The 12,482-nt window shown below is 65.4% G+C and carries 13 protein-coding genes; 6 read left to right on the top strand and 7 right to left on the bottom strand.

Annotation, left to right across the window (positions count from 1 at the left end):
* Nucleotides 1–18: 18 nt before the first annotated feature.
* The 4 genes from ACIBW7_RS25225 to ACIBW7_RS25210 all read right to left on the bottom strand — a co-directional run bounded on the left by ACIBW7_RS25225 (nt 19) and on the right by ACIBW7_RS25210 (nt 3,814).
* Nucleotides 19–672 carry a TetR/AcrR family transcriptional regulator gene (locus ACIBW7_RS25225; protein ID WP_397050299.1) on the bottom strand — a complete coding sequence of 218 codons (654 nt, stop codon included), beginning with the start codon at nt 670–672 and terminating at the stop codon, nt 19–21.
* A 79-nt stretch (nt 673–751) separates the two neighbouring features.
* Nucleotides 752–1,657, bottom strand: a complete 906-nt coding sequence (locus tag ACIBW7_RS25220; RefSeq protein WP_397050297.1) for a carbohydrate ABC transporter permease — start codon at nt 1,655–1,657, stop codon at nt 752–754.
* A complete protein-coding gene (locus ACIBW7_RS25215) occupies nt 1,654–2,562 on the bottom strand; it encodes a carbohydrate ABC transporter permease (RefSeq protein ID WP_397050294.1) in 909 nt (302 codons plus the stop codon). Before ACIBW7_RS25215 ends, ACIBW7_RS25220 begins: the two co-directional genes overlap by 4 nt.
* 1 nt (nt 2,563) lies before the next feature.
* Entirely contained in the window at nt 2,564–3,814 is a 1,251-nt protein-coding gene (locus ACIBW7_RS25210; RefSeq protein WP_397050292.1) for an extracellular solute-binding protein, read from the bottom strand.
* A 158-nt stretch (nt 3,815–3,972) separates the two neighbouring features.
* Here ACIBW7_RS25210 and ACIBW7_RS25205 point away from each other — a divergent pair, with 158 nt between their 5' ends.
* The 6 genes from ACIBW7_RS25205 to ACIBW7_RS25180 all read left to right on the top strand — a co-directional run bounded on the left by ACIBW7_RS25205 (nt 3,973) and on the right by ACIBW7_RS25180 (nt 10,449).
* Nucleotides 3,973–4,887 (top strand): SIS domain-containing protein, encoded by a 915-nt coding sequence (locus ACIBW7_RS25205; protein ID WP_397050290.1) that lies wholly within the window; start codon nt 3,973–3,975, stop codon nt 4,885–4,887.
* Between the two features lie 30 nt (nt 4,888–4,917).
* Nucleotides 4,918–5,967, top strand: coding sequence for an ROK family protein (locus ACIBW7_RS25200; RefSeq protein WP_397050288.1), 1,050 nt, complete (start codon nt 4,918–4,920; stop codon nt 5,965–5,967).
* Nucleotides 5,964–7,133, top strand: a complete 1,170-nt coding sequence (locus ACIBW7_RS25195; RefSeq protein ID WP_397050286.1) for an N-acetylglucosamine-6-phosphate deacetylase — start codon at nt 5,964–5,966, stop codon at nt 7,131–7,133. Before ACIBW7_RS25200 ends, ACIBW7_RS25195 begins: the two co-directional genes overlap by 4 nt.
* On the top strand, nt 7,130–8,080 hold the full coding sequence (locus ACIBW7_RS25190) for a hexose kinase (RefSeq protein WP_397050284.1): 951 nt from the start codon (nt 7,130–7,132) through the stop codon (nt 8,078–8,080). The genes ACIBW7_RS25195 and ACIBW7_RS25190 overlap by 4 nt, the downstream gene beginning before the upstream one ends.
* On the top strand, nt 8,077–8,904 hold the full coding sequence (locus ACIBW7_RS25185; protein WP_397050282.1) for a class II fructose-bisphosphate aldolase: 828 nt from the start codon (nt 8,077–8,079) through the stop codon (nt 8,902–8,904). The genes ACIBW7_RS25190 and ACIBW7_RS25185 overlap by 4 nt, the downstream gene beginning before the upstream one ends.
* Nucleotides 8,905–9,033: 129 nt before the next feature.
* Entirely contained in the window at nt 9,034–10,449 is a 1,416-nt protein-coding gene (locus tag ACIBW7_RS25180) for a glycosyltransferase 87 family protein (protein ID WP_397050280.1), read from the top strand.
* Between the two features lie 114 nt (nt 10,450–10,563).
* Here ACIBW7_RS25180 and ACIBW7_RS25175 read toward each other — a convergent pair whose 3' ends face one another.
* From ACIBW7_RS25175 to ACIBW7_RS25165, 3 genes are read right to left on the bottom strand one after another with little or no spacing between them, the layout of a single operon-like run.
* Nucleotides 10,564–10,920: a DUF3349 domain-containing protein gene (locus ACIBW7_RS25175; protein ID WP_397050278.1), complete on the bottom strand. Its 357-nt coding sequence runs from the start codon at nt 10,918–10,920 to the stop codon at nt 10,564–10,566.
* Between the two features lie 12 nt (nt 10,921–10,932).
* Nucleotides 10,933–11,214 carry a hypothetical protein gene (locus ACIBW7_RS25170; protein ID WP_397050276.1) on the bottom strand — a complete coding sequence of 94 codons (282 nt, stop codon included), beginning with the start codon at nt 11,212–11,214 and terminating at the stop codon, nt 10,933–10,935.
* Nucleotides 11,215–11,225: 11 nt separating this feature from the next.
* Nucleotides 11,226–12,479: an anion permease gene (locus ACIBW7_RS25165; RefSeq protein ID WP_397050273.1), complete on the bottom strand. Its 1,254-nt coding sequence runs from the start codon at nt 12,477–12,479 to the stop codon at nt 11,226–11,228.
* Between the last annotated feature and the right edge of the window lie 3 nt (nt 12,480–12,482).

Genomic DNA, 12,482 nt, shown 5'->3' with positions numbered 1-12,482 from the left:
CCCAGGCTGATCCGGCCGTCAGTTCAACGCAAGTCCGGAATTCACGAAATACGCGATCTCCTCGCATATTTCATCGAGCGACACCTCGGTATCGGGATGGGTGGTCCGTACCAACTCCTGGGCCAGCGAATTCACCGCGCCGATCACCGCGAGCGCGAACAGATCGAACCGGCGCGCCTTGGTCTCGCCGCGCTCGACGGCTCGCTCCGCCTCGCTGATCAGCAGCGATGAGAGCAGGCGGCGCTGCTGCCTGCGCCAATCCTCCACTGCCGAACTGACGCCGACCACTTCGACGTAACACACCCGCGCCGACCGATGATCGGCGCAGGTCACCTCGAGGTAGGCCCGAAAACTATCGACGACCCGGGTCGAAAGCGGTTGGCCCGCAGTCTTCGACATACTTTCCAGCGCACGTTCGACCGCATGCGAGGTGATGCGATTGACCAGCGCGATCAACAATGCCTCGCGGCTGCCCATATCCTCGTAGAAACTGCGCGTGGAAACATTCGCGACGGCACACAATCGTTCGATCGAGGTGGCCGCATAGCCCTGGGTGCCGAATAATTCCAGCGCGGCATCGATGAGTCGCGCCTGCCGCTGGGCCACCCGCTGTCCCTTGGACAGCCCGCCGTAATTGCGGCCCTCCTTGGGTTCGTCATCCTGCCGTGCCACGGATTCGATGCTACCGGCCGCAAGCGCCTACCCCCGGGGCACGGCGGGGGCACAAGGCCACCCGCCGTATCTCGGACGATTACTTGACGCTGCCCGCGGTAAGCCCCGCGACCAAGCGCTTCTCGATGAACGCGAACAGGATGACCACCGGAACGATGCCCACTGTGGAGATCGCGAAGACGTACTGCCACGCCGTGTCGTACTGCCCGACGAATTTGGTCAGCGCCACCGACAGCGGCTGGTTCTCCGGCGTGGTCAGCACCACCAGGCTCGCCGCGAATTCGTTCCAGCAGGCCACCACCACGAAAATCGTCGCGGTGACGATGCCCGGCCAGACCAGCGGCAGGCTCACCCGGACCAGGATCTGCCAGCGACTCAGACCATCGAGTTGTGCGGCCTCCTCGATCTCCACCGGAATGGCGGCGAAGAAGCTGTGCAGGATCCACACCGCGAACGACAGGTTGAACGCGGCGTTCACCAGGATCATAGCCAGCCAGGTGTCATTGATACCGAGGGTGAAGAACTCCCGGATCAGGCCGGTCACCAAAACCGTCGGCTGCAACATCTGGGTGACCAGCACCAGTGCGAGGAATATCGCGCGTCCCGGAAACTTGTGCCGCGCCGTGTAATACGCGGCCGGGATGGCCGCGAAGAGCACCAGCAAGGTGGCGCAGACCGAGATGATGATCGTGCTCGCCAAGTTGTACGGCAGCGGCGTCTCCGGGGTGTCCCACATGGTGGCGTAGTTGTCCGGATGCCAGGTCTCGGGCAGATACGTCGGCGGGATGCGCAGGATTTCGGCGCGGCTCTTCAACGAGCCGAGCACCATCACAACGAACGGGGTCAGGAAGATGACGGCAAGCACCACCCCGACCGCGGTGAGTTCCCATCGCCGCCGCCGAGTTCGGCCGGTCGGCGCGTCGGCATCCGTTGCGTCCGGCGGGATTTCCACACCCTCGATGTGAATGTCGGCCTGTGTCGTCATGCGTCCACCTGCTGGGTCGGCTTGATGACCTTCACATAGATCGCGATGATGACCACGATCAGCGCGAAGTTGAGCACGCTCATGGCGGCGGCGGTGTCGAGTTGTTGGTTCTGCCGAATCAGCTTGAACGTCAACGTCGTTGTCGTATCCGCACCGAAGCCCGCGATACCGCCGGTGATGACCTGCAGAATGGGCAGCGAGTTGAACACATTGATGATGTTGATGATCGTGGCCACCGCGATCGCCGGACGCAGTTGCGGCAGTGTGAGATACCGATAGCGCTGCCACGCCCCGGCGCCGTCGACCCGGCCCGCCTCATCGATCTCGGCCGGAATCGATTGCAGTCCGGCCAGAATCGTGTAGGTGGTGAACGGGATCGAGACGAAGACCGCGACGCCGATCGCCACCAGGAAGGCGGGCGTCGGCTGTTTGGTGAAGCCGTAGCCCCGGTCCAGCAGCCCGATGTCGACAAGGAACCGGTTGGCGATGCCGACATCGGGATCGAGCATGTAATAGAAGATGGTCGTCGTCATCACGACCGAGGCGGCCCACGGCACCAGGATCGCCATGCGCACCGCGGTGCGTCCGGGGAAATCCTTGTTGAGGAACTGCGCCAGCCCCGCCGAGAGCACCAGGGTGATCAGCACGACGCTGACCACCCAGACCACGGTATGCGCCAATACCGATCCCAGTTCGCTGATATCGAACAGGTTTCGATAGTTGGCCAGTCCGGCGGGACCGCGGTCCTGGCCGTAGGCGCTCAGGTCCCGGGTGCTGGTCCAAACCATGTAACCGACCGGGAACGCGACAATCGCCGCGATCAGCACCAGAGTCGGCCCGATCCAGGGGACGGCCCGCAGTGTCGAATTCTTCCCCGCGAGTACCCGGGTTCCTGGGCGCCCCACGCTATTTCGCTGCTTCCTGAATCCGCTGCAATACCTGAGCCGGGTCCGCACCCTGCGCGATGGTGCCCATCTGCTGATGCATGGCGCCCTGCACCGCAGCCCATTTCGGGTTATTGCTCGGGTAGAACTTGGCCACCGGCAGGGTCGCCGCGAAGGCCTTGGTCACCGGGTCGTCGGCGAGCACAGCGGTGGCACTGGTCGTGATCGGGATGAAGTGCTCGTTCTTGACGAAGTTCGAGTACACATTCGCCGAGTAGAAGAAGTCGAGGAACTTCTTGATCGTCTCGGCCTTCTTACCGTCCTTCTTGAATGCCATCAGGTGATCGGCCACGCCCAGCGTGACGGGCGCGCCGTCCTTGGTCGGCGTGGGCGCGGTGGCGTACTTCAGACCCGGATTCTTATCGGCGATCTGGGCGATGGTGGGCGGCAGCCCCTCGATCATCCCGATCTTGCCCTGGATGAAGGAATTGATGACGTCCTTGCGGTTGGTCGCACCTGGATTCGGCTGGGTGACACCGGCGTCGAAGATCTCCCGCATGGCCTTGACCCCCTCCAGGTTCTGCGGGGTATCCACGGTGATCTTGTCGCCGTCGGACCAGTTGCCGCCGGCGCCGAAGGTCCACAGCGACGTCTCGGCCTGCGATTCCTCACTGCCCAGTGGCAGTCCGTAGCCGGAAACACCGCCGCCGAGCGCCTGGATCTTCTTGGCGGCATCGGTCAGCTCGGCCCAGGTCTTGGGCGGTGTGGTCACCCCGGCCTGCGCGAAGAGGTCGGTGTTGTAGAACAGGGTGCGCGTGGAGGCGAACAGCGGCATCGCATACTGCGTACCGTTCAGCGAGGCGTTCTTGGCGAAGCCGGGCTGCACATCCGACAGCACATTCGGGGAGACGACCTCGGATACCGGATAGAGCATGCCGTCACCGGCGAAGCTGGCGTAGGCGTCGATATTCAGCAGATCCGGGGTGGTGGATTTGGACTGCAGTTTGGTCTTCACCACATCGTTGATCGACTCCCAGGACTCCATCTGCAGGTTGACCTTGTAGTCCGGGTTCTGCTTCTGGAAGTCGTCGATGATGCGGTCCCACAGCGCCTTCGTGCCATTGGCACCGTCGCTGTAGGCGGGAGCCAGGAAGTTGATCGTCGTATCGGAGTCGGCCGAATCCTTGGAGCCGAAACCACAGGACGAGACGGCGAGCGCGAGGCCGGTGACCATCGCGATCCCCGCGAGGACGCCGTGCAGGGGTCTTTTCACGAGCTGAACCTTTCAAATTTTCACTCCGGGCGCTAGTGAAGCGCCGATGATGGAGCGAACGAATCGCTTGACCAATAGGCTAAACCGAACCGTGATCAGATGTGACTGATTTGCTCGTAAATTTGACATGAACGATCACCCAGGGTGATTCTGTTGTTGTGCCGATCTCTGCTGACCCCACCCCCGTGACTCATCTGGCCGCCGAAGTCGCCACCCAGCCGGACGACTGGGTTCGCGCCGAGACCACCGCCGCCGAACACCGTGCCGTACTGCCCCGACCAGGCGAGCGCGTCGCCGTCATCGGCTGCGGTACTTCACTGTTCATGTCCCGTGCCATCGCGTCGCTACGCGAGGGTTCGGGGCAGGGCATTACCGATGCCTGGCCCGCAAGCGAGGTCCGCGGCGATCGCGATTACGACCGCTACCTCGTCATCTGCCGCTCCGGCACCACCACCGAGGTGGTCGATGCCATGCGGGCGATACCGACGCACATCCCGCGCACCGTCATCTGCAGCAGTCCGGGCACCCCGGTGCTCGACCTGGGCGATCCGATCCTGATCGACGAGGTCGACGAGCAGTCGGTGGTACAGACCCGCTTCGCCACCACCGCGCTGGCGATTCTGCGCTGGCATCTCGGCGAGGATCTGCGTCCGGCCATCGAGCAGGCCAGGGCGGTACTCGCCGAGGATCCGGCGACCGCGCTGGCGGACGTGCGTCGTGCCGAGCAGATCAGCTTCGCCGGGATGGGTTTCGCGGCCGCGATCGCCGAGGAGGCGGGGCTCAAGCTGCGCGAATCCTGCCAGTCCTGGACCGAGTCGTATCTGCAGACCGAATACCGGCACGGACCGATCAGCATCTCCACACCCGGTCGCGCGGTCTGGGCCTTCGGACCGCTGGTCCCCAATTTCGCGCAGGACGTGGCCGTCACCGGTGCGCACTTCGAACATCGCGATATCGATCCGATGGCCGATCTGGTGCGGGTGCACCAGCTCTGTGTGCTGCGCGCCGCCGACCAAGGGCTCGACCCGGATCATCCGCGCAACCTCAACCGTTCCGTCGTTCTGGATCGGTGAGCGGTCGCTACCAGGAACTACTGTGCGGATATGGCAACGCAACAGCCCCCGACCACCGTGCACCGCGACGATCTCGCGGACCGCACGGACGTGGCGACCTCGGCGGTGCCGGACGCCGCGGCAGCGCCGGGGCCGGTTGCGGAACAGCAACCGGTCACGGCGTTGACCGATGATCTGCTGGTGCTCGGCCTCGATGTCGGCGGCACCACGATGAAGGGGGAGGTCACCGACGCGGCGGGAACAGTGCTCGCGTCGGGGGTGGTGGCCACGCCGCAGGGCGAGGCGGCCTTCGACACCATGGGGGCACTCGGCGATCAGTTGTTGGCGGAGTTGACCGATGACCAGCGCGATCGCGTCGCGCGCGCGGCGGTACTGCTGCCGGGCATTGTCGATCCGATCCGTTCGATCGCGGTATTCAGCAGCAATGTCGGTTGGCGCGATGTGCACATCGGCGATCGGTTCACCGATCGCTGGGGTATGCCGGTGCTGATCGAGCACGATGTCGCGGTGGCGGGCTGGGCCGAATGGCGTTTCGGCGCAGGGCGCGGCCACGATGACGTCTGCGTGGTCATTCTGGGGACCGGCATCAGCGGCACCCTTTCCGTCGGTGGCCGTCTGATGCGCAGCGCATACGGGCAGACCGGCGAATACGGACACATTCCGGTGCGGCACGCCGACGGCTTGCGCTGTCCCTGCGGCAATATCGGCTGCGTGGAGACCGTGGCGTCCGGCGCAGCCATCGCCCGCGCCTATGCGAAGCGAACCGGTCACGAGACAGCAAGCGCGGCAGATGTTTTCGCGATACTGGATAGCGATCCCGACGCCAAAGCCGTGGTCGCCGAAGCGATCAGCGCGCTTGCCGACGGACTGCTCGGCCTCATCCATGCGGCGTGTCCCGAACTGATCATTCTCGGCGGCGGCCTGGCCGGGGCCGGCCCCGCGCTGACCGAACCCCTGCACCACACCATTGCCGAACGCCTGCGCGTAGTGCCCGCGCCGCGGGTTGTGCTCGGCGAGTTCGGTGTCCGCGCGGGGCTCATGGGTGCGGCGCTGTTCGCCAGACACGGAGCGCTCGAGTGACTCGCGTCGAGACCCGCATGAATCTCGAGATTCGCGGACGGATCGTATCGGCGACATCCGAATTCGACGACGGCGTCGTGTCCGTACGCGCAGGCCGGATCGACAAAGTGCGTTCGCTCGCGGACTGGGTTGCCGCACATCCGGATTCGGCTGTGCCGCCCTTTTCCGGCACGGTACTGCCCGGTCTCGTCGATATTCACAACCATGGCGGATTCGGCCACCGGTTCGACACCGTCGACGGTGCCGAGGCCCGCGCGGCCGCCGAGTTCCATCACACGCGCGGCTCCACCACCGTGCTGGCCAGCGTTGTCACCGGCGCCCCGGCCGACATGATCGCGCAGGTCGCTACGCTGCGCCCGCTGGCGGTGGACGGCACCATCGGCGGAATCCATGCCGAGGGACCGTTTCTGGCCGCCGCACGGTGTGGTGCGCAGGATCCCCGATATCTGCGCGATCCCGATCTCGAGCTGACCGAACGACTGCTCGCTGCCGCCGACGGAAATCTGCGGGTCATGACGCTCGCTCCGGAGCTGCCGGGATTCGACAAGGTCGCCCAACGTCTGTCCGACAGCGATGTGGTGGTGTCGCTCGGCCACAGCGATACCGATTTCCCCCGGTTTCGACAGGCCCTGCGACCCAATGGATTCGGCAGTCTGGTCACGCACTTGGCGAATGGAATGCCGCCACTGCATCACCGAACACCAGGTCCGGTGGCCGCCGCACTCGTCGCCGCGGCGCAGCGCCACGTTGTCGTCGAGCTGATCGGCGACGGGGTGCACGTCGACTCCGGCTTCGGCGCTTTGGTTTTCGCGACCGCGCCCGGCCGGGTCGCGCTGATCACCGACGCGATGCAGGCAGCCGGCATGCCCGACGGCGAATATCAGCTCGGTCCGCAAGTCGTGCACGTCGCCGATGGCGTGGCACGGATAGCCAATGGATCCATCGCGGGCGGCACCGCCCACCTCCTGCACTGCCTCGCCTGGGCGGTCCGAGAATGCGGTGTGCCGTTGCGCGAGGCTGTGATCGCCGCCACTTCGGTACCGGCCGCGGCGGCAGGACTGGCCGATGTGGGCGACCTCAGGACCGACCATTTCGCCGACCTGCTGATAGTCGATGACAATCTACAGTTGCGCCGGGTGCTCAGACGTGGACAGTTGTTGACGTGATCCTCACCGTGACAATGAATCCCGCCTACGACATGACCTACCGGGTAGAGCATTTCGAGCGCGGCCAGGCCCATCGGGTCCGCTCGGTCGAACAACGCATCGGCGGCAAGGGCATCAATGTGACGCGGGTGCTCAATCAGCTCGGAAAATATGCCAGGGCAACGGGATTCTCCGACCACGCCTTCGCGGCCGCCGCCGAGCTGGAGATGCCGGTCGACTTCGTGCACGCACTGCCCTGGGTCCGGCGCACGGTGGTGATCAGCGAATCGAGCGACGGTACCGCGACCGCACTGTGGGAGCCGGGTGCACGGGTGTCGAATCCACATGCCGCCGAACAGCTCTCGGTCCGCGTTTCGGGCATGCTGCCCGATATCAACGGCCTGGTCATCTCGGGATCACTGCCTGGCGGCATCGCCCACGGCCTGCCCGCCGAAATCGCGCGCACCGCCATCGCCGCCGGTGTCCCGACCGTCTGCGATGTCGACGGCGAGTCATTGCGCCTCGCCGCGCAGGTTCCCGGCATCGTGCTGATGCCGAATACCGAAGAGCTGGAACGTCTCACCGGACGGGTCCCGGTGACCCCCGACGAAGTCGCCACGGCCGCACTGCCGCTCATCGAACGCGGTGTGCGCGCCGTCATCGCCACCCGCGGCGCCGAGGGCATGGTCGTGATCACCGCCGAGGGCGCGTGGTCGGCTTCCCTTCCCGAACCACTCGCCGGAAACCCCACCGGCGCGGGCGATTCCGCGACCGCTGCGGTGATCGCGGCTCTGTCGGATGCGAAGGACACCCCCGACTGGCCCGCCGTTCTGGTCGACGCCGTCGCCACCTCGGCCGCCGCGGTCGTCATCCCGGTCGCCGGTGAAATCGACCGCCGGCTGCGCACCCAGATCACACCGACGGTGATCGTCGAACGACTAGCCACCCCGCAGGAGAGCTCCCCATGACCTCGAGATCCGTCGCGGACCTGATCGCGGCCGCCCGCCCGGGCGGTCTCGGCGCCTTCAATGTGATCACCATCGAACACGCCGAGGCCATCGCCGCGGCCGCCGAGGCAGCGAAACGGCCGGTACTGCTCCAACTTTCGGAGAATACCGTGCACTACCACGGCAATCTCGCCCCGATCACGCTGGCCTGCTCGAGCATTGCCGCCGACAGCAGCGCCGATATCGCCGTGCACCTGGACCATGCCACTTCGTTCGAACTCATTCGCACCGCGGTCGACCTCGGTATCCGCTCGGTCATGTACGACGGCTCCACCCTCGACTACGCCGAAAATGTCGCTGCCACCGCCGATATCGTCCGCTGGTGTCACGACCGCGACGTCTTCGTCGAGGCCGAACTCGGCGAGGTGGGTGGTAAGGACGGTGCGCACGCCCCCGGCGTCCGCACCGATCCGGACGAGGCCGTCGAATTCGTCGCGACAACCGGCGTGGACGCCCTCGCCGTCGCCGTCGGCTCCTCGCACGCCATGCAAACCCGCACCGCCGAACTCGATAACGACCTGATTGCCCGACTGGCCACGAAGGTTCCCGTACCCCTCGTGCTGCACGGTTCCTCCGGCGTCCCCGATACAGGTCTGCGGGCCGCCGTCGAGCACGGCATGACCAAAATCAATATCGCCACCCGGCTGAATGTCCTTGCCACCGACGCGATTCGGACCGTGCTCGCGGACAGTCCCACCATTGCCGATCCGCGCAGGTACCTGCGGCCCGCCCGCGATGCGATCCGGATCGAGGTCGAACACCTGTTGCGGGTGCTCGCCGGATAGGTCCTACCAACCCCGGGAAAGTACGGGCAGCCGTCGCTGGGCAGCGATGATACGATGGATTGCCTTTAGTTTAGCTAATGATTTGCTGTCCGCTCGAGCTGTATCACCTGATGAAGGAAAAACAACTCCATGGCTGTCATCCTGCAATCAGGAGAACAGCGCGCTGCAGGTGCGGAGACGCAGCCAAAGGTCTCGCACAAATTAATGCTCAGTGCCGCAATCGTTTTCGCCTCTCTGTCCATCGGCGCCTGGCTGCTGTTCCTACGGCCCAACTGGCAGATGTACTGGCACCAAGTCGATCTCCAGGTCTATATGTGGGGCGGTACGGCCGCAGCCACTCATCCCGCGTTGCTGTACGACGGCCGCGGTCCGCTCGGCCTGCCTTTCCTCTATCCCGTTTTCGCCGCGTGGATCTGTGCCGAACTGTCGCGATTCCCGATCAACTACATCGGGACCGGCGTCACGGTGCTCACCATGGTGTCGCTGTTCGTGAGCATCTGGAGCGCCGCCAGACTCCAGCAAATGCGCCGCGGAACGGGATTGCTGGCATTGAGCATCGCCGTCACCGGCGCCGTGATCTGGTTGGAGCCCGTCCAGCAGACGTTCCGGTTCGGTCAGCTCAGCGCGATCCTCATGGCCTTGGTCCTCGCGGATCTGGCCATGCCCAAGGAGAGCCGATACCGGGGCATCCTCATCGGCATCGCGACCGGACTGAAACTGACCCCCGCTGTCTTCATCGTCTATCTGCTCATCACCCGCCAGTTCCGCGCCGCCGCGACGGCCGCCGCGACCTTCGGCGCCACGGTCGCGATCGGCTTCTGGTACCGGCCGACCCAGGCGTTGCAGTTCTGGACCACGACCACGACCTCGCAGAACCGAATCGGCTTCGCCTATGTGCAGAATCAGTCGATCAACGGCATGTTCGGTCGCCTGGAATGGTCGACCTGGAATGACACCACATCCTCGTTCGTCTGCGCCGGACTGCTCGGACTCGCCGGCATGGCGGCGGCACGGATCGCCCACCAGCGCGGTGACGAATTGCTGGGCGCACTGCTCGCAGCGACGGTAATGCTGCTGGTCTCGCCGATTTCCTGGACCCACTACTGGGTGTGGATCGCACCGGCACTGCTGTGGCTGATCCACATGCTGCGCCACCGGCCACTCGCCGTCCGGATCGCCGTACCCGGGCTCTTCTACCTGTTCGTCGTCGCATGGCCACTGCGGGCCGACCGGTTCGGCGCATGGGATCCGGACCTGCCACTGCTGCCGCAGGGGCTGATCTGGCAGGTACCGCAGACCGAGGGCCGCGAATTCCGTTGGACGCTATGGCAATTCCTGCTCGGCGATTCGTACACCCTGCTCGCCACCATCGCGCTGATCGCCGCGATCGTCTGGCTGATTCCGCTCCGGCCGAACGCCGCGCAGCTGCCCGACGAGGGAGTCGCGGACCGGCGGCGCGAGCGAGGGGTGGGCGCCGCCGGTCGGCGGGAAGACGGTCCGAGCAGTGAACCGCCGGGGTCGAGCGAATTGGAAGCCGTGGGGTAAGGCTCCGCTTTTACGAGGAGCCGCTTCGTTCGCCGACACTGATCATCCTGCTCCGATCACCTCGAGAATGCCGGCAAACCAGCTGTGAATCGTCTGGGAACCGATCAGCCGACGCTAACAAGCTGTCGGATCGGAAGATTCGGTATCGGTCAGTGGGGTCGCCAGCGGCCAGCCGCCCGCCGCCAGATGTGAAGCGACCCTGGCGATATCGTGCGCATTCGGCTGCTCCTTGGCCATCCGCGCGATCGCCCCTTCGATATCGGCGTGGCTGATCTCGCCGTCCGGATTGGAGTCCACCAACTCCTCGGCGATCACCACCACCTCGTAATCGGTCAGGTGGCGGTGCAGCACCGCGAACAGGGCGACATAGTCCGACCGCGGAATCCCCTGTGGATAGCCGGCCCGCAGCCAGCCGATGACCCGGCCGAGCAGATTCGGCCGGACCTGATTGGGTTTCGCTGGATCAGTCACGGGTCACTCTCCTCACGCTCCGAACAGATGGATACCGAATCTTGCGGCCAGGAATGCCTTAGCGGTGTAGAGAATTCCGGTGACAATCGCCGCGATGATCAGCGCGAAGCAGGCATAGGCACCGGCCAGTGCCGGGTATTTGCGTCGGGCGGCACCGCCTTCCGCGGGCATCGTGTCGGCGACCGACCAGAGCCGGACCCCGACGGCGAAAACGATCGGCAGGCCTGCGCCGAGCAGCAGACCCGCGACGGTCACCTTCCACAGCGCGTCCAGATTCGTGACGAGTGTGTGCACGACGCGCCTCCTCAGACCTCGGCCGAATGATTAGTGGTTTCCGGCGCGGGCGATCCGGCGGACACATCATGTTCCCCGTCCTCGACGACCGGCGTGGCGTCCTTCGCAACCTCGGTACCGGAGTCCGGCGTGTCGCCGGGCCACTCGTTGACATTGCTGGTATCCACCGGATCCCGCCGCGACCGCAGGTACATCACCAACGACAACGCGATCAGCAGTGCGAATACCACCAGTACACCGGGCAACCCGCCGATGACATGCGCGATGGCCCAGCAGACCGCACCGGCCAGACCCGCGAGCGGCAGCGTCAACAACCAGGCGACCGTCATCCGGCCCATCACACCCCAGCGCACCTCCGCGCCCTTGCCGAGTCCGGTGCCGAGGATGGATCCGGTCGCGGTCTGCGTGGTCGAGAGCGGCAGCCCGAAATGGGCCGAGGTGAGGATGATGGCGGCGGAAGAGGATTCGGCGGCCAGCCCCTGCGGCGAATCGATCTCGACCAGTCCCTTGCCGAGGGTGCGGATGATCCGCCAGCCGCCGAGGTAGGTGCCCGCCGCGATGGCGACGGCACAGGCCACCATCACCCACAGCGGCATTTCGTCGTTCTTGGTCAGGGTGCCGTGCGCGACCAATGCCAGGAAGATCACGCCCATGGTCTTCTGCGCGTCATTGGTGCCGTGCGCCAACGAGACCAGCGACGCCGAGCCGATCTGGCCCCAGCGGAAGCCCTCGTTCACCTTGTCGGGATCGGAATTCCCGGTGATCCGGTAGATGCCCCAGGTGCCGATGGCGGAGACCAGTGCGGCCACGATCGGCGCGAGCAGGGCGGGCAGCACGATCTTGGTCAGCACGCCGTCCGCGCCGTGCGCCCAGATCACCCCGCCCCAGCCGAGTGCGGCGATGGTGGCGCCGATCAGGCCGCCGAACAGTGCGTGCGAGGAACTCGACGGCAGGCCGAACAGCCAGGTCAGCAGATTCCAGAGAATGCCGCCGACCAGACCCGCGAAAACGATGATGAGCAGCGCCGCGCCCTGCACGGCGTCGAGCCGGACGATGCCCGTGGCCACCGTCGCGGCGACCGCGACCGACAGGAATGCGCCGAGCAGATTCAGGACCGCGGATACCGCGACCGCGACCCGTGGCCGCAGTGCGCCGGTGGCGATCGAGGTCGCCATGGCATTGGCGGTGTCGTGGAAGCCGTTGGTGAAATCGAATGCGAGTGCCGTGACGATGACGATCAGAAGTACCAATAGGTCCGCGGTCACCCC

This window comes from Nocardia sp. NPDC049526 (genome assembly GCF_044465765.1).
GTDB lineage: Bacteria > Actinomycetota > Actinomycetes > Mycobacteriales > Mycobacteriaceae > Nocardia.
This window is presented reverse-complemented; position numbering and strand designations above follow the sequence as displayed.

Coding starts and splice junctions, on each gene's coding strand:
- ACIBW7_RS25220 (WP_397050297.1), bottom strand. CDS start 1,657: ATGACGACACAGGCCGACATTCACATCGAGGGTGTGGAAATCCCGCCG.
- ACIBW7_RS25200 (WP_397050288.1), top strand. CDS start 4,918: ATGGCAACGCAACAGCCCCCGACCACCGTGCACCGCGACGATCTCGCG.
- ACIBW7_RS25185 (WP_397050282.1), top strand. CDS start 8,077: ATGACCTCGAGATCCGTCGCGGACCTGATCGCGGCCGCCCGCCCGGGC.
- ACIBW7_RS25180 (WP_397050280.1), top strand. CDS start 9,034: ATGGCTGTCATCCTGCAATCAGGAGAACAGCGCGCTGCAGGTGCGGAG.